Source organism: Yinghuangia sp. ASG 101, from assembly GCF_021165735.1.
Lineage (GTDB): Bacteria > Actinomycetota > Actinomycetes > Streptomycetales > Streptomycetaceae > Yinghuangia.
In genome coordinates this window covers 852633-869274 of record NZ_CP088911.1, presented here as the reverse complement: position 1 = coordinate 869274, position 16642 = coordinate 852633, and the positions used below count along the sequence as shown (strand labels likewise).

Annotated in this window: 17 protein-coding genes; 9 read left to right on the top strand and 8 right to left on the bottom strand. The window is 73.3% G+C overall.

Annotated elements, in window-relative coordinates:
* Nucleotides 1-115 precede the first annotated feature (115 nt).
* Nucleotides 116-865: a TIGR00730 family Rossman fold protein gene (locus LO772_RS03390; RefSeq protein WP_231776829.1), complete on the bottom strand. Its 750-nt coding sequence runs from the start codon at nt 863-865 to the stop codon at nt 116-118.
* Nucleotides 866-1098: 233 nt separating this feature from the next.
* Between LO772_RS03390 and LO772_RS03385 the strand changes: the two genes are divergently transcribed.
* Both LO772_RS03385 and LO772_RS03380 read left to right on the top strand, forming a co-directional pair.
* A complete protein-coding gene (locus LO772_RS03385; RefSeq protein ID WP_231776828.1) occupies nt 1099-1488 on the top strand; it encodes a VOC family protein in 390 nt (129 codons plus the stop codon).
* A 39-nt stretch (nt 1489-1527) separates the two neighbouring features.
* The gene (locus tag LO772_RS03380) at nt 1528-1992 is read left to right on the top strand and encodes a very short patch repair endonuclease (RefSeq protein ID WP_331717306.1); all 465 of its coding nucleotides are present in this window, start codon (nt 1528-1530) and stop codon (nt 1990-1992) included.
* A 225-nt stretch (nt 1993-2217) separates the two neighbouring features.
* Here LO772_RS03380 and LO772_RS03375 read toward each other — a convergent pair whose 3' ends face one another.
* Together LO772_RS03375 and LO772_RS03370 are read right to left on the bottom strand one after the other, a co-directional pair.
* Nucleotides 2218-2655: a VOC family protein gene (locus LO772_RS03375; protein WP_231776826.1), complete on the bottom strand. Its 438-nt coding sequence runs from the start codon at nt 2653-2655 to the stop codon at nt 2218-2220.
* Nucleotide 2656: 1 nt separating this feature from the next.
* Nucleotides 2657-3241: a DinB family protein gene (locus tag LO772_RS03370; RefSeq protein WP_231776825.1), complete on the bottom strand. Its 585-nt coding sequence runs from the start codon at nt 3239-3241 to the stop codon at nt 2657-2659.
* 61 nt (nt 3242-3302) lie between these two features.
* Here LO772_RS03370 and LO772_RS03365 point away from each other — a divergent pair, with 61 nt between their 5' ends.
* The gene (locus LO772_RS03365) at nt 3303-4280 is read left to right on the top strand and encodes a helix-turn-helix transcriptional regulator (RefSeq protein ID WP_443089433.1); all 978 of its coding nucleotides are present in this window, start codon (nt 3303-3305) and stop codon (nt 4278-4280) included.
* 51 nt (nt 4281-4331) lie between these two features.
* Here the strand turns inward: LO772_RS03365 and LO772_RS03360 are convergent, their stop codons facing one another.
* From LO772_RS03360 to LO772_RS03345, 4 genes are all read right to left on the bottom strand, one after another.
* Nucleotides 4332-5396, bottom strand: a complete 1065-nt coding sequence (locus LO772_RS03360) for a phosphotransferase family protein (RefSeq protein ID WP_231776823.1) — start codon at nt 5394-5396, stop codon at nt 4332-4334.
* Nucleotides 5397-5501: 105 nt separating this feature from the next.
* Complete coding sequence (locus tag LO772_RS03355) at nt 5502-7052, bottom strand: acyl-CoA synthetase (protein WP_231776822.1); 1551 nt, start codon at nt 7050-7052, stop codon at nt 5502-5504.
* Between the two features lie 358 nt (nt 7053-7410).
* Nucleotides 7411-8505, bottom strand: a complete 1095-nt coding sequence (locus LO772_RS03350) for a PucR family transcriptional regulator (protein WP_231776821.1) — start codon at nt 8503-8505, stop codon at nt 7411-7413.
* Between the two features lie 327 nt (nt 8506-8832).
* Nucleotides 8833-10035 (bottom strand): cytochrome P450, encoded by a 1203-nt coding sequence (locus LO772_RS03345; protein WP_231776820.1) that lies wholly within the window; start codon nt 10033-10035, stop codon nt 8833-8835.
* 438 nt (nt 10036-10473) lie between these two features.
* Here LO772_RS03345 and LO772_RS03340 point away from each other — a divergent pair, with 438 nt between their 5' ends.
* From LO772_RS03340 to mftR, 4 genes are all read left to right on the top strand, one after another.
* Complete coding sequence (locus LO772_RS03340; protein ID WP_231776819.1) at nt 10474-10866, top strand: SCO5389 family protein; 393 nt, start codon at nt 10474-10476, stop codon at nt 10864-10866.
* Between the two features lie 471 nt (nt 10867-11337).
* Nucleotides 11338-12159: a nucleotidyltransferase domain-containing protein gene (locus LO772_RS03335; RefSeq protein WP_231776818.1), complete on the top strand. Its 822-nt coding sequence runs from the start codon at nt 11338-11340 to the stop codon at nt 12157-12159.
* 464 nt (nt 12160-12623) lie between these two features.
* Entirely contained in the window at nt 12624-13460 is an 837-nt protein-coding gene (gene thpR, locus LO772_RS03330) for an RNA 2',3'-cyclic phosphodiesterase (RefSeq protein WP_231776817.1), read from the top strand.
* Between the two features lie 102 nt (nt 13461-13562).
* Entirely contained in the window at nt 13563-14234 is a 672-nt protein-coding gene (gene mftR / locus LO772_RS03325) for a mycofactocin system transcriptional regulator (protein ID WP_231776816.1), read from the top strand.
* On the opposite strand, the gene mftG is transcribed toward mftR, so the two are convergent.
* Nucleotides 14228-15775 carry a mycofactocin dehydrogenase MftG gene (gene mftG, locus LO772_RS03320; protein WP_231776815.1) on the bottom strand — a complete coding sequence of 516 codons (1548 nt, stop codon included), beginning with the start codon at nt 15773-15775 and terminating at the stop codon, nt 14228-14230. The genes mftR and mftG overlap by 7 nt on opposite strands.
* Nucleotides 15776-15870: 95 nt before the next feature.
* Here mftG and mftA point away from each other — a divergent pair, with 95 nt between their 5' ends.
* Nucleotides 15871-16029, top strand: a complete 159-nt coding sequence (mftA, locus tag LO772_RS03315; protein ID WP_231776814.1) for a mycofactocin precursor MftA — start codon at nt 15871-15873, stop codon at nt 16027-16029.
* Entirely contained in the window at nt 16029-16529 is a 501-nt protein-coding gene (gene mftB / locus LO772_RS03310) for a mycofactocin biosynthesis chaperone MftB (protein ID WP_231776813.1), read from the top strand. Before mftA ends, mftB begins: the two co-directional genes overlap by 1 nt.
* Nucleotides 16530-16642: the final 113 nt, after the last annotated feature.

Below are 16642 nucleotides of genomic sequence, written 5' to 3'. Positions count from 1 at the left end.
GGACGAGAACGGCAGCGGGTTCCCGCGCACTGCCAGGGGCGAAAATCTAGTGCGCGCCGACGACAACGGGCCGCTCCCGGCCGACCGCCAGCGCCCGACGGCCACTGCCCAACCGCTAGCGCTCGGCCGTGCCGCCCGCGTCCGCCTGCCGCAGCCGCCGTTCCGCCAGGATCTCGCCGACGTGCGCCCGGGGATCCGGTGCGGGAGCGTCCCGTACGATCCGCCCGATGACGTCGTCGACCAACCGCTGCGGGTCGTCGCCCACCACCACGAGGTCACGCGACCGCGCGGGGACGAACCCCGCCTCGACGGCGTCGTCGACGAATCGCAGCAGCGGGTCGAAGTAGCCGCCGATATTCAGCAGTCCCAACGGACTTCGGTGGATCCCGAGGTGCGCCCACGTCCAGACCTCGAACATCTCCTCCAACGTCCCCAGACCGCCCGGCAGGACGACGTATCCGTCCGACAACTCCGCCATCCGCGCCTTGCGTTCATGCATCGTCGTCACCAACTCCAGACGCCCCAGCGCCGGATGCGCCACCTCCGCGACCGCCAGCGCCTCCGGCAGCACACCCACCACCTCGACCCCCGCCCCCAGCGCCGCGTCCGCCACGACGCCCATCAACCCGACCGACGCGCCGCCGTACACCAGCCCGGCCCCGCGCGCCGCGATCGCCTTCCCGACCCCCTGCGCGGCCTCCACGTCGATCGCCCCGCGCCCGGTGGACGATCCGCAGAAGACACACAGCCGGATCCGCGCACCCCCCAACTCCCCGTACGCGGCGCGAGGCCCCGGCTCCTCGGCCGGTGCGGCGATCAACTCGACAGGCAGCGTGGGAGCGGTGTCCCCTGCGGCATCCGACATGCCCGGCATTCCCTTCGACGACGTCGACAGCGCACGACCAGCCCAGCACACGACCAGGCGCGTGACCAGGCGCCCGACCCAAGTGCGCCGAGAATCCGCCCCACCACACGCGGGCGACACCTCCGCACGCCCTCTCCTCCCCGTCCCCCACCACCCCTCAAAATGACATTCCGCCCTCAAAGAACGATATTCTCTCTCTTCCGGACCGAACCCCCGACCAGGAGAGACTTCCCATGACCTTGCGGCGCATCGAAATCGGCCTCGTCAGCACCGACAGCACGCTCGCCGACTACTACGCCGCCGTCTTCGAACTGGAAGTGCTCCCCGCCGTCGAAGCCGGCTCCGGCACCGTCCACCGCCTCCAGGGCCCCGGCGCCCTGATCAAGATCATGGTCCCCACCGAACCCCCCACCCCGGCCACTCCCGTCACCCCCTTCATCGCCACCACCGGCCTCCGCTACCTCACCCTCGCCGTCACCGACCTCGACGCCACCCTCGCCCGCGCCAAGGCCCACAACGGCACCGTCCAACTCGGCCCCCTCGAAATATCCCCCGGCCTCCGCATTGCCCTCCTCCAGGACCCCGACGGCAACACCACCGAACTCGTCCACGAGCCCGCCTGACCCCCACCCCGCGCCGCCGTACGCCGGGATGTCGGGCCGGTGTACGAGAATTTCGGTGTGAAGCCGTTGGAGTCGACGCCCGGGACGAGGGCGCGCATGAGCCGCCAGAAGAGCCGGGACACACAGGTCGAGTTGGCGTTGCGTCGGGCCCTTCACGCGGCGGGGCTGCGATTTCGGGTGCACCGCAGGCCGGTCGTGGGTGTCCGGAGGGAGGCCGACATCGTGTTCGGTCCGGCGAAGGTCGCGGTGTTCGTCGACGGATGCTTCTGGCACGGGTGTCCCGAGCACGCCACGTGGCCACAACGCAACGCCGAATTCTGGCGTACCAAGATCGAGGGCAATCAACGGCGGGACGCCGACACCGACGCGCGCCTCGCGAGTGCGGGCTGGCTGGCGGTCCGGGTCTGGGAACACGAGCCCGCCGCCACGGCCGCCGTGCGGGTACGCGACGCGGTGATCCGACGGCGGGCGGCCAAGCCGAGCGGGTCGACGCCCGACGCGTAGGAACTCCGGGCGCGACGAGCGTGCGTCGCGCCCGGAGACCTCCCGCCGCACCGCACGTCGCCGCGGACACGGGACTTCCGCGCCCGAATCGGCTCAGGAGGCGTGGTCGCTTGGGACTTCGTGGCCGGTCGGACGTGCCCGTGTGCCGTCCCGCGTCGAGCCGTCGTGGCAACGACGGTTCGTCCGTGGACGTTCGATGGGCGCTGGGCATCCGGTCGGTCGGGGTCAGTCGAGGCAGAATTCGTTGCCTTCCGGGTCGGCCATGACGATGTGGCCGGCGTTGAGGGGTGGGGCGGGGTCGTGGCGGGTGAGGCGGGTGGCGCCTCGGGTCGTGAGGTGGGCGGCGGTGGCTTCGAGGGCCTCCATGCGGGCGTCGCCCTGGAGGCCGGGGGCGGCTCGGAGGTCGAGGTGGAGGCGGTTCTTGGCCCGCTTGGGTTCGGGGACGCGCTGGAAGAACAGCCGCGGGCCGTTGCCCTCGGGGTCGATCAGGGCGGAGGCGTCGTTGCGGCGTTCGGGCGGTACGCCCATGGCCTCCAGCGCGTCGTCCCACGTCGCGAACCCCACGGGCGGGGGTTGCGGCCGGTAGCCGAGGGCCTCGGCCCAGAAGGCGGCGAGTTCGGCGGGGTCGGCGCAGTCGATGGTGATCTGGACTTCGAGAGCCATGTCAGCTCGCCTTCGGTCGGGTCGGGTCGGGCGTGTGCGCGTAGAGGTCGCGGAGCAGGCACACCTCCGACAGATGGTGGATCAGCTCGCGGTTGATGTGCAGCACCAACGCGGCCCACGAACGCTCGGCGTACGGGCCCTCCGCCTCGCCGCAGGGTCGGCCGAGGGCCGCTTCGCCCAGGGCCGCGACCCCGCGCAGCCACCGGGCGTAGTGCGTGTCGAGTTGCGCGAGCGCGGCCTGCGCGGTTTCGGCGTACTCGAACGCCTGGTAGTCGGTCGGCGGGTGGCCGAAATGCGCGGCGTTGCGTACCGCGAGCACCCCGACGATCACATGGCCGAGCCGCCAGGCGATCGTCGTCACCGGCGGCGGTTCCGGAATCGGCATCGCGAAGTCGATGGTCATCGCACCGGATCCCGCCCGCACCGGAGCGGTGCCGGTCCCGCGCGGGCGTACGTTCCAACAATCGGGCACGGGTTCCCAGAAATACTCGTCGTCGGTGAGCCCGTCGAGGCGGGGGCGCACCTGGCCGGACCAGTGCGCGGCGATCTGCTCACGGAGCAGGGGGTTCCAGGCGTCGTCGGTCATGGGACCATCGTGGCGTCGATAGCGGACAGGATCGGTCCGTGATGAAGAGAACGGTGTGAGCGTGTCCGTCGAGGCGACAACCGAACGCGTGCTGCGTCTGCTGGCGCTGCTGCAGCACCGGCCGTCGTGGACCGCCGCCGAACTCGCGGCCGAACTGCGCGTCACCGACCGTTCGGTACGCCGCGACGTGGGCCGGTTGCGCGCGCTCGGCTACCCCGTACACGCGCTCCCCGGCGTCGGCGGCGGGTACCGGCTCGGGGCGGGCGCGCGGATGCCGCCGCTGCTCCTCGACGATGACGAGGCGATCGCGACAGGGGTGTCCCTGCGGCTGGCATCAGGGGGAACCGTCGCCGGGACGGGGGAGGCGGCGCTGCGCGCGCTCGCCAAGCTCGACCAGGTGATGCCGCCCCGGCTGCGCGCGGAGGTGCGGGCCGTGCACGCCGCCACCGCGACCCTGGTCGGCCCGGGTACGGAGATCGACGCCGAGGTGCTGGTGACGCTGGCCCGGGCCTGTCGTGACCTGGTGCGGGTGCGGTTCCGTTATGCGGACAGCCGGGGGGCCGAGCGGGAGCGTACGGTCGAGCCGGTGCGCATGGTCGCCACCAGCCACCGCTGGTACTTGATGGCGTGGGACGTCGACCGCGGCGACTGGCGTACGTTCCGGCTCGACCGGATGCGCGAAGTGGCCGCGACGACATGGCAGTTCCCGGCCCGGGAGCATCCCGAGCCGGTGGCGTACGTACGGCACTCCATCGCCGAGGCGCCGTACCGGCACATCGCCCGGGTCCGCCTGCTCGCGCGGCCCGATCAGGTGCGGGAGCTGGTGCCGCCCCAGGTGGCCCACGTCGAGGACGATGGCGACGGCAGGTGTGTGCTCGTCGTCGGCGCGGACGACCTGGACTGGATCGCGCTGCAGGTGGCGCGGCTGGGATTCGAGGCGGAGGTGTTGGAGCCCGACGCGTTGCGGGAGGCCGCTGCGGCACTGGCACGACGACTCGCGGCGATGGGCGCGCCGGGTCGGCCGGACGCCCCGGGGTGACCTTGCGGAATCCCGCGCGGCCGTATGGAATTCCGCAAGGTCACCGGCCGCTCAGTTGCGGTAGTCGGTGGTCGCCGCCAGGTCGGCGGACTCCTTCATCAGGTCGAGCACCATCGGCCCGAACATCTGCAGCGTCGGGTTGTCGCCCGCGCGCTGGAAGCCCTGTTCGAGGACGACGGCGAGCTTCCACTTGGCGAGGATCAGGTAGTAGTCGATGTCGTCGACCTGGCGCCCGGAGACCTCGGCGTAGTGCGCGATGATCGTCGAGCGCGACGGCATGCCGGTCATGTCGACGTAGCTGCACGTGGCGGCCTCGGGGGTGCCGGTGTCCTCGGGCCAGCGTTCGAGGAGCCAGGCGAGGTCGATCTTGGGGTCGCCGACCGTGCCCATCTCCCAGTCGACGATCGCGGCCAGGCGCGCGGGGGCGTCGTGGGCGTACATGACGTTGGCGAACTGGTAGTCGCCGTGCATGAGTCCGGGGACGAAGTCGATCGGGCGGTGGGCGCGGAGCCAGGCCGACGCCTCGTCGAAGCCGGGGATCTCGCGGCCCTTGATGCGGTTCAGGAAGGCGGTCCAGCGGTCGACCTGGCGCTCGTGGAAGCCGTCGGGGCGGCCGAGGTCGGCGAGGCCCTTGGCCTTCCAGTCGACCTTGGACAACAGCGCGGCGCCCTCGGCGAGTTGGTAGCCGAGGCCGGCCCGCGCCTCGGCGTCCTTGTCGAACGGCTCGGCCCAACGCGGGCCGCCGGGCAGGCTCATCGGCGACCAGCCGTCGACGAAGCCCATGAGGTAGAACGTCCGGCCGAGGACGGACTTGTCGTCGCAGACCGCGACGGCCTCGGTGTGCGGGACGTCGGTGCCGTTCAGCGCCTCGATGATGCGCCACTCGCGGAGGATGCCCTTGTCGCGGTCGGCCGGGGCGGTGGTCGGCGGGATGCGCATCGCGCAGCGGAAGTCGCCGCGCGAGAGTTCGTAGATCTCGTTCTGCGCACCCCCGGAGATGTAGCGGGACTCCAGCGGCGCACCGGCCCCGGCCAGGCCGGCGGCGTCCATCCACGCGGTGAGCCGAGCGGTCTGCTCGGCGTCCAGCGCCGGGACGGTTTTCTCGGAGGCAGTCACAGGGTTCCCCATTTCGTGCTCGGGATTGGTGCGTAGGCGGGATGCGGACGGGCGGCGGTGCGCGCCCCGGGGGTGAACTCCCGGTCGCGCGCGGGGTGTCGGCGGTCAGATCACACGGGAGTCGTGTCCCTCCCAATAGCGTTCGCGCAGCAGCCGCTTGTAGAGCTTGCCGTTCGGGTCGCGCGGGAGTTCGTCGACGAAGTCGATGCTGCGCGGGCACTTGTAGGTGGCCAACTCGCCGCGGCAGAAGGCCAAAAGGTCCGCCGCCAGCTCGGGGCCGGGGAGTGCGGCGCCCGTCGGTTGCACGACCGCCTTGACCGCCTCGCCCATCTCCGGATCCGGGACGCCGATCACCGCGACGTCCGCCACCTCGGGGTGCCCGGCGAGCACGTTCTCGGCTTCCTGCGGATAGATGTTGACGCCACCGGAGATGATCATGTGCGCTTGACGGTCCGTCAGGTAGAGGTAGCCGTCGGCGTCGACGTAGCCGATGTCGCCGAGGGTCTGCCAGCCGTGCGCGTTGCGTACGGACGCCGTCTTGCCGGGGTCCTTGTGGTACTCGAACGACCGTCCGCCCTCGAAGTAGACGACGCCCTGCTGCCCGACCGGTACTTCCTCGCCGTCCTCGCCGACGATGTGGCAGATCTGGAGCGGCCGGCCGACGGACCCGGGGTGCGCGAGCCATTCGGTGGGCGAGATGTACGTGCTGCCGACGTCCTCGGTGCCGCTGTAGTACTCGTGGATGATCGGCCCCCACCACTCGATCATCCGGCGTTTGACGGACACCGGGCAGGGCGCGGCGCCGTGCATCACGAAGCGCAGGCTGGACAGGTCGTGGCGCTCGCGCTCCTCGGGTGGCAGCTGGAGCAGGCGGACGAACATCGTCGGCACGAACTGCGTGTGCGTCACGCGGTGGCGCTCGACGAGTTCGAGGCAGAGCCGGGGGTCGAACCTCTCCATCACCACGACCGTCGCGCCGAGGCGCTGCAGCGACATCGAGAACACGAGCGGCGCCGAGTGGTACAGCGGCGCGGGGGAGAGGTACACCTCCGGGACGCCGCCGTTGACGCGGATGCCCTCGGCCACCTGCACGGGGGCCGACGACGGGTCGCCGAACGGCTTGTCGGCCAGCTCCTTGCGGATGCCCTTCGGGCGGCCCGTGGTGCCGGACGAGTAGATCATCTCGCGGCCTTCGCGCTCGTCCGCCAACGGCCCGGGGGACGCGGCGGCCAGCACGTCGGCGTACCGCTCGAAGCCGGGCAGGTCGCCCGCGGCCGATATGCGGACGGTGACGCGCGACAGGTCGAGACCGGCGATCACCTCGGCCATCGACGCGGACGCGACGAGCGCGGTCGCGCCGCAGTCGTCCAGGACGTACTGCACCTCGGCCGCGCGCAGGTGGTTGTTGATCGCGGTGTAGCGCAGGCCCGAGCGCTGCCCGGCCCACGCGACCTCCAGGTACTGCCGGTTGTTCTCCATGAGCACCGCGATCTGGCCGCCGGGCGCGACGCCCCGGTCGCGCAGCGCCCGCGCGAGGCGGGTGGAGCGGTCCTCAAGCTGGGCGTACGTGGTGACCTCACCACTCGCCCCCATGATCAGGGCCGCCGCGTCGGGCGTGTGCTCGGCATGCCACGTCGGTGTCATCGGCAACGTCACGTCAGCGCTCCACCCTCCACCATGGCCGCCGCGCCGGCGGTGCGGCGTGAAACGTCGTCTCCGCTCGGGGAGAATATCATTCTGATCAGAGAGAACAAGAATTTGGAAGGGGTGCCCGAAGATTCCCGGACGCCCCTCGCTCCGCACGCGGGCCGACGCCCACGGGGATCGGTGCGCGGACGGGGGCGCCCGACCGGCGGCGCCCGGCGATCGGCCGGGGAACGGGGGACGGGGGACGGGCGCTCCCGCGGACCGCGCGCGCGAGGTGCCGGCGAAGCCGGGCAACGACCGGCGCCCCGCCCGCGCGGGCCCGCGCGACACCCCGGCGGTCACCCCGCCGCGTCGACCGCCGCCCCCGTCACAACTCCCGCGCCGGCCAGTCCAGGAGCCTGGCGCCGATCACCGCGGTGTGCAGCATGTACCGCTGCAGCGGCTCGGCCGGGTCCGCGCCGGTGAGCGTCTTGATCCGCTCCAGCCGGTACGTGAGCGCGCGCACGCTGAGGCGCAGCCGCCGCGCCGCCTCCGTGGAGACGCAGCCCGCGTCGAAGTACACCCACAGCGTCTCCAACAGTGGCTCCGCGCCCCCGCGCGCCTTGCGCAGCGGGCCGAGCTTCGTCCGGACCAGGTCGGCCATCGCCTGCCGGTCCCGCGTGAGCACCGGGAAGACCAGCAGGTCCGCGGAACGCAGGACCGGAGTGCTCAGACCGATCCGAGCCGCCAGATCCAAGGCCCCCAGGGCCTCTTCGTAGGAGTGCACGACCCCGCCCGGCCCGCGGTGCGCGCGCCCGATGGCCACGGTCCCGCTGCCCGAGGCCGCCCGCGCCTGCGCCGCGAAGAACGTCAGCATCTCGTCGCGCGACCCGGGCGCGACGCACACCAGGCGGTCGTCCTTGGTGGTCAGGAGGATGCGGCGGTCCCCGAAGCGGCTGGTCAGCGCGCTCTCGACCTGGCGGGTGACGCGGTGGGTGTCGGTGTACGGCTCGGGCCCGGCGGCCACCGCCACCGCGTGGTCGTGGGCCAGCCGCAGGCCGAACCGCTCGGCGCGCTCGGCCAGTCGCCCCAAATCGCTGCGCCCGTAGAGCAGGTCGTCGACGAACTCCCTTCGCGCCGCCTCCTCCTGACGCACCGCCAGAACCTGTGCGCGGGAGTGCCCCGCGCACACCGCCTCGACCGCCTGCCCGAGCGCGTCCAACACGCTCTCCGCGATCCCCGCGACGTCGCGGGCCGTCGCGCCCTTCCGGACGCCCGGCAGCGCCGCCCACGAACCCCGCGCGGCGGCGACGTACGCGGCGACCACCTGCCGCTGGCTGACGCCCTCTTCGGCCGCGCGCTCGCCCAACTCCCCACGCTGGTCCAGCTCCGTCCGGGTCAGACGGCGCCCGGTGAGGGAGACCTCCGCGAGGATCGCATCGAATCCGTCGAGGTATTCCTCCGGTACGGCGACCCGACGCATCCCCGCAACTCCCCTCCGCCACAGCCGATATGACCCCGCCGCCCCGACCGCGCGGACGGCCGCGGCTCCGGGGGGCGCGGGCCGGCAGGCATGCGGGGCCTGGTCAATACTGCCGGACTCCGGCAATGTGCGGGAGGCTCCCGGCGCGCGACCCTGGCCACAGGGGGATGCGGGAAACCCCCGCCGCCGGGGAAACCGCAGTCCCCACCCGGCGGTGGGGGTTCCGCCTCTGGGCCTTTTGGTGGCCCCGATCACGCCGCCGAGCGTCACGCGGCGGCGGCCACGACGGCTCGGGTCCGTGCGACGACCGGTGGCGCGGCGCCCGCGTCAGAACGTGATCGGCAGCCGCTCGTACCCGCGCACCGTGCTGGTGTGCAGCCGGACGGCGCGGTCGCGGTCCACCTCCCACGCCGGGAAGCGCTTCAGCGTCTCCTCCAGCGCGACGCGCCCCTCCAGCCGCGCGAGGGCCGCGCCGAGGCAGAAGTGGACGCCGTGCCCGAACGAGACGTGGCCGTCGAACTTCCGGCGCACGTCGTAGTGGTCGGGCTCGTCGTACATCGCGGGGTCGCGGTTCGCCGACGCCGTCAGCAGCAGCACCTTCGAACGCTCCGGGATCACGGTGCCGTGCAGTTCCACATCCCGCGTCACCACGCGCCCCTGGACCGGCGACGGCGCCTCGTACCGCAGGGTCTCCTCGACCGCGTTCCTGATCAGCGACGGGTCGGCCGCCAGCAGCGCGCGCTGGTCGGGATGGGACTCCAGGAGCGTGCACGCCCACCCGAGGAGCCGGACGACCGTCTCCGTCCCCGCCGCGACGATCTCGTTCGTGATCGTCGCCGCCTCGTCGGTGTTCAGGCGGCGCGTGCCCTCGTCGGTGGCCACCTCGGCGTCGACGAGACCGGTCATCATGTCGTCGCGCGGCGCGCGGCGGCGGAGGTCGATCTGCTCGGTGAAGTAGGTGTGCAACTCGATCTGGGCGGCGAAGGAGACGTCGTTGACCATCCCCGTGCCCTCCTCGATGTGGAAGGTCCGGTCGATGATCCTGCGGACCTCCTCGCGGTCCGCCGGATCGACGCCGATCAGCTCGGAGATGACCTCCGAGGGCAGCCGCGCCGCGAAGTCCTGCACATAGTCGAAACCGCCGCTGCCGACGCGCGGATCGAGCATCTCGACGCACAGCGCCCGGATGTGCTCCTCCAGTGCGGCGACCCGGCGCGCGGTGAACGCCCGGGACACCAGCGTCCGCAGCGTCTTGTGCCCGGGCGGGTCCGAGAAGATCATCATCTGCACGGGCAGCGGCTCCGGGGACATGATCTCCAGAACCGTGCCGTGCGCCGAACTGTAGGTGCCGGTGTCCCGGTGCGCCGTCTCCACGTCCTCGAACCGGGACAGCGCGAAGAAGTCGAACTTGTCGTTGCGGTAGACCGGTTGCTCCTCCCGCATCCGCCGCCACAGCGGGTACGGGTCGATGTCGATCACCTTGTCGATCGGGTCCCAGTACAGGTCGCCGGCCTCACTGACGTTGGTCACGGTGCCCACCCTCCATGGTGGTTGCGGTGCCGATGCGATCGGTCACATGCGAGGTCTCGCGCCCCGAGCGGGACGTCTCGCCCGCCTCACCCGGAACCGACCGTGAACGACGTCGGAACCGGACGTCCGCACGGTTGCCGACCGCGCCGAGCCCCCCCCGACCGCCGAACACGTCATTCTCATTTCGAGGAACGTAACTTCTCACCGACGGAGTGGCAACCGACGCGTCCCGCGCCCGGCCGCCCGCCGGGCCCGCGCGACGGTGACCGTCCGGACACGCCGGGTTGACGAAGAGGTTGAAGATGACAATCGTTGCCGATAGCGTCGAAGTGTGGCCACGTCCGACCGCGAACACCGCGCGTCGGCCGCGTACTCCCTTGCGCCACACCCCGAACTCCCGGAGCAGCCAACCGTGTTCCGGTCGAAAGGACGGCACCGATGTCTCTCGACGTATCCCCCGCACTGCTGGAGAAGGCCGAGCAAGGCGATGTGGACGAAAGGGAGTTCGTCGCCTGCGTACGCGACTCCCTGCCGTACGCCTGGCAGCTCGTCTCGTCGCTCGCGACCCGGCTGCGCGACGAGGGCGGCCCGTTCGCCGACAACCAGGTGCCGCCCGCCACCGAGGCCGAACGCGGCCAGCTCCTGCGCGCGCTCGCCTCCGACGCCATCCGGGGCTCGCTGGAACGCCACTTCGACGTCCGCCTCGCCTTCCAGAACTGCCACCGCGTCGCGGTCTTCCCCGCGACCGGCCTCGACACCGACCGCCACGCGGCCTTCACCTCGATCCGAGGCCAACTCCTCAACCAGTCACCGACAATGCGCGACTGCTGACCCCGGACCCGCGCACCGGCCCGCGTCCCCGGGCGCGTTGCACGGCACGAGCGGGCAACCGGTCGGGCAGGACGGCGACATCGCCCTCCTGCCCGACCGGTCGCGTCGGCGTGCCGGACGCGGGGAGCGGGCCGAGGAGGTGGCGGGCGGACGGCTCGGAGGAGCCGCCGGAATCCGGCCGCACCCACCGCTGCTCACGGGGACCTCTCGCCCGACGCGCGGCGGGGCATCGGCGCCGGTCCGGCGTGCGGCAGGCCCGCGCGCCGACCGGCGATATCGGTCTCCTGCTCGGATTGCCCGAGCCCGCGCGCCGGACGCCGCGGGCGGTCCGGGCGAACGGCGACAGACCGCGCGCATGTCGCCGCCCGACGCCGCGGCGCCGCACACCGGTCGGTCGTCGGCCTCCGACCGCGTGCGTCGTCCGCGAAAAAGAAGTCGCGGAGACGGCGCGGGGTTTGCAGGATCTCCCGTATGGACGAGAGCTGGTTGGCGGAGATCGCGGAGCGGTTGGTGCGGGTCGAGGGCATCGTCGGGGTGTGCCTGGGGGGAAGCCGGGCGAAAGGGACGCACCATGCCGACTCCGACTTCGACCTGGGGCTGTACTACCGGCCGCCCTTGGACACCGCCGCGCTACGGGCGCTCGCGGCCGAGCTGACCGGTGAGGCGACGGAGGTCACCGAGCCCGGTGGCTGGGGGCCGTGGGTGGACGGCGGCGGCTGGCTGACGGTCGGCGGTCGCCGGGTCGACTGGATCTATCGCGACGTGGACCGCGTGGGTCGGATCTGGCGGGAGTGCCGGGCCGGGCGATTCGAGGTCGGCGTGCAGGCGGGGCATCCCCTGGGCGTCTACTCGCACGCGTACGTCGGAGAATTGGCGGTCGGCCGCATCCTCGCCGACCCCGAGGGCGAACTCCACCGCCTGCAACAGGAGACCCGCGCGTATCCGGAGCCCCTGCGCGAGGCCCTGGTCGGCAACGCGCGGTGGGAAGTGCCGTTCACGTTGTCGGTGGCCCGCAAGGGGGCGGTGCGCGGCGACGCGTTCTACGTCGCGGGCTGCCTCTTCCGCGCCGTGGGGCTCCTCGTCCAGGCCCGCCACGCGGACGCCGGAGTCTGGGTGTTCAACGAGAAGGGCGCCGTCGCGGGCGTGGACGAACTCCCCACGGCGAACGATGATTTCGCGGCTCGCGCACACAGCCTCTTCGCGGCCCTCGGGACGACGCCGGACACGCTCACGGCCGCACTCGACGAGGCGGAGCAGTGGGCGGCGGACGTCATCGCGGGGCTCACGGGCTGACCGTCGCGGCGTGTCGGTCCGCGCGGCGGGCCGAAGACACCGGGCCGGCGAGCCCGTGCCCGCGGGGATACGGAGGCGCGGAACGGTCGGGGCGGGACCACGCCACCCTGCTCGCGTGCTCGGCGCCCGCTTTCAGCGGGGGCGTGGTGACGGGGAACGGCCGGGGCGGGATGGGCTGGCCCTGCGCGCGCGGCGACCGCTTCCCGTGGGGACATGGTGGCGGGGAACGATCGGGAGGCCCGGCCGCGCTCGCGTGCTCGGCGCTCGCCTCCCGCTGGGACACGGCGGCGCGGAGCGGTCGGGTCGCGATGCGCCTGACCGCCGCCGGCCGATCACCCGCGAGTGCGGGATGCGGAGTCCGGGGCGACGGCCGAGGATCGGGGGAGGGGATCGATCGCGGTCGGCGAGGGCGCCGGGGAAGGGAAGCGACGTCCTCGTCGGTGACCGGGGAATGAGGGCGCGGGATGCGGCTGTTCGTGGCGCTGACTCCGCCCGCCGAGGCGGCGGCGGAGTTGGCGGGCGTGGTGGAGCGGGTGCGCGGCCGGTATCCGGTGCTGCGCTGGACCGAGCCCGAAGCGTGGCACGTGACCCTCGTGTTCCTCGGGGAGGTCGGCGACGACGCCCGGGCGGTGCTGGAGCCGCGTCTCGCGCGCGTCGCGTCGCGGCATCCCGCCCTGGCGCTGCGGGTGGCCGGCGGCGGCCGGTTCGGTGACCGGGTCCTGTGGGCCGGGATCGAGACCGGGCACCGCGCCGCCCGCGATCCCGGCCGTACCGCCCACCCCCCGGGCGACGACGCCCACGCCCCCGGCTGCACCGCCCACGCCGTCGGCCGCGCCGCCCACGCCGTCGGCCACGACACCGACGATCCCGGCCGCACTGCCTCCGATCCCGGCCGCGCCGCCCACGCCCCGGGCGACGACGCTCACGATTCCGGCCACGACACCCACGCCCCCGGCCACGACGTCCACGATTCCGGCCGCGCCCGGCACGGCGCCCGCCGCGGCCGGGCCCGACGTGCGTTGCCGGCGCTTGCCGTCGGAGCGCGGCGTGCGGCGGCCAAGAGCGGCATTCCCGTGGAGGAGCGGGCGTGGCACGCGCACCTGACCCTCGCGCGGGTGCCGCGGAAGCCCGAGCGGGAGGCGCGCGAGGGCGCGGCGGCGCTGCGGCACGCGGTGGCCGACCTCGCGGACCTCACCGGCGCGTGGTGGGCGGCCGATCGGCTGCGCCTGGTGCGTTCGGTCGCCGGTGCGGGGCCGACGCGCTACGAGGACGTGGCGTCGTGGCCGCTCACGGGGGCGTAGCGCGGCGCCGGAACCGCGCGAGTGCTCCCCGTGAGCGGGCGCTCGTTCGAGAGTAGGGTGCTGCGCGGACGAGAGACGTCGACCGGGCGCGAGGAGGCCGTCGTGACAGCCACGGGCGCCGCGCGCGGGCGGAGCAGGCAGGGCAGGCCGCCGGCGACGTCGCGGGCGTCGTTGGAGCGACTGGGATTCGAGTTGTTCGCCCGGAACGGTTTCGACGACACCACGATCGACGACATCGCCGCCGCGGCCGGGATCGCCCGCCGGACGTTCTTCCGCTACTTCGCCTCCAAGAACGACCTGGTCTGGGGCGACTTCGAGGAACACCTCGGCAGGCTCCGGGAGTTGCTGGCCTCGTCCGATCCGGACACGCCCGCCACGGACGTCCTGCGCGAGGCGATCATGGAGTTCAACCGCTTCGACGTCGCCGAAGTGCCGTGGCACCGCCAGCGGATGCGGCTGATCCTTCGGGTTCCGACGCTCCAGGGCGACGCCGCGGTGCGCTACGCCGCGTGGCGGGGGATCATCACCGACTTCGCGGCCGAGCGCACGGGCCTGCCCGCCGATGCCCTCGTGCCCCGGCTCGTGGGGCACGCCGCGTTGGCCGCCGCGGTGTCGGCGTACGAGAGTTGGCTGGACGACGACGCGGCCGACCTGCCGTCGCTCCTCGACCAGGCCCTCCGGCACATCGCGACGGGGCTGCGCGCGGTCGCCGACGCCCAGGGGGCGGACGCGGGTGCCTCCGCGCGCCGGGACCGGCCCGCACACCGTCACTGACGCAGCAGCGAATCGGCCGCGAGTTCCCCGATGAGGACGGCGGTCGCCGCGGGCCCCCGCATCGGCGCGGTCGGCAGCACCGACGTGTCGGCCACCCGCAGGCCGGACACGCCGTACACCCGGCCGTGGGCGTCGACCGCGCCCGACGGGCCCATCGGCACCGTGCCGCACGTGTGCTGCGACGTGCCGAGCCGGACGCGGACCCACGCGTCGAGCGCGCGATCGTCGTCCAGCACGGCCGGAATCGGGTCGGTGACCGCCGCCGCGATCTCCGCGAACGCGGCCGTGCCCACGACGGCGGCCGTGGCCCGTACCGCCTCGCGCAGGCGGCGGCGGTCGGCCGCCCCGGCCAGGTAGCCGTAGTCGATGAGCGGCGGCGTGCCCGGGTCGGCCGCCATGGTGCGCAGGCCGCCGCCGCGTCGCGGCGTCTGCACCGAGACGAGGAACGGCAGCGGGCGCCCGGGGTCGACGGCGGTGGTGCCCCCCGTGAGCGCGGCCGTGGGCAGGAGCGACTGGAGGATTTCCAGGTCCCCGGCGGCGTCCCCGTCGCTCGACCGCAGGTGCAGTGCCGCGCCGAGCCAGGAGCCCTCCGGTGCCGGCATGCGGCGCCGGGGTGTCCAGTCGAAGGCGATCTGCGGGTGGTCGCTGAGGGCCGCGCCGATCTCGGGGAGGTCCTGGACGACGGGGATGCCGGCCGCGGCGAGCATCCCGGCCGGGCCGAGACCCGACAGATGCAGCAGATGTGCGCTGCCGAACGCGCCCGCGCACACGACGACTTCGCCGGCCCGCAGGAGTTCGCGCCGCCCGTTGTCGTCGACGAGCACGCCGACCGCGCGTCCCCGCTCGACGACGACCGCGTGCACCGTGCAGCCGCCGCGCACGGTCAGGTTCGGCCGGTGCGCCGCCGCGCGCAGGTACGCGAGGCCCGCGTTGACGCGGTGCCCGTCGCGCGTGTTCGTCGGGACGCCGCCGCCGCCGGGCGTGCGCTGCGCGTTCTTGTCGGGCTCGGCGGCGTGGCCGGATTCCCGGGCCGCGGCCAGGAACGCGGTCGCGGCCGGGTGGTCCGGGTTGGGTCGCGACACCGGGACCGGGCCCGCGTCTCCGTGCTCGGGCGCGTCGGGGTGGTCGAGGTCGGTCTCGGACGCGCGCAGGAACGGCAACACCCTTGTGTACGACCAGCGTTCGTCGTCGGCGTCGTGGGCCCACCGGGCGAAGTCGGTCTGCCGCGCCCGGATGAAGTAGCCGCCGTTGACTGTGGTCGAGCCGCCGAGGACGCGGCCTCGGGGGGCGGCGTAGGGGCGGTCGGGGAACAGCCGCGCGGGCCAGGGCACCACGTACGGGTGCCCGGCCGTCCGCGCGCCCGGCACGAGTCGGGCGTCGAGAGCGTGGTCGGGGAAGCCGTCGCGCGGGACGGGCCCGGCCTCGACCAGGGTGACGAGCACGTCGTCGGCTTCGCTCAGGCGCGCCGCCAGGGCGCAGCCGGACGCGCCGGCGCCGATCACGAGCACGTCGGGGACGCGGACGCCGTTCAAGGTTCGCACAGGGAGGGGCTTCCTTTTGGCACTCGATGCAAATAATATCCTCGCACCGCAAGAACACCAGATGATCTGGTCGCAGACCAGTGCGAGGAGGCCCGATGAACACCGGCCACGATGTCCTTGACGCCGAAACCCGCGACGCCGCGAGCCTCGCCGGCGAGGCCGCCGACGCTTCCGCGGACGCCGCCGCGGAGGAGGCCCTGGCGGAATCCCTGATCGAGGACGTCTCGATCGACGGCATGTGCGGCGTGTACTGATGTCCCCCAGGCCGAGCGGGCCGACCGGCCCGGACGGGGCCGTCGCGCCAACGGAAACGCCCGAGCCGCGGCGGGGGAGCGGCGCGTCCGACCCGGAGCACCGCCCCGCGACCGCCGGGCGGCCGACCGGAACGCCGCACGGGAACGGCACGTCGGCGCCGCCGCGCGACGACGCGGGCGAACGCGGCACGGACGCGGCGGCACCCGCCGGACCGGACCGGCCCGCACGGCCCGGGATCGACCTCGACCGCCCGTGGGCCCTGCACCCGCAGGTCTCCCTGCGGCCCGAGCCGTTCGGGGCGCTGCTCTACCACTTCGGAACGCGCCGCCTGACCTTCCTCAAGGACCGGCGCCTGGTCGAGGTCGTACGCCGCCTGCCCGACGCGCCCACCGCGCGCGCCGCGTGCGACGGCTGCGGCATCCCCACCGACGAACTCCCCAGGTTCCGCGCGGCGTTGGCCGCCCTCGCGGCATCCGCGATGCTCGTCGAAAGCACCTGAGCCACCAGCGGTCAATCTGCAATCATCCGAGATGATCACGGATCACCCGCAATCATCCGGAATCATCAGCAATCATCCGCAATCATCCGAATCAGCCCAGGCCCCCGAGGAGC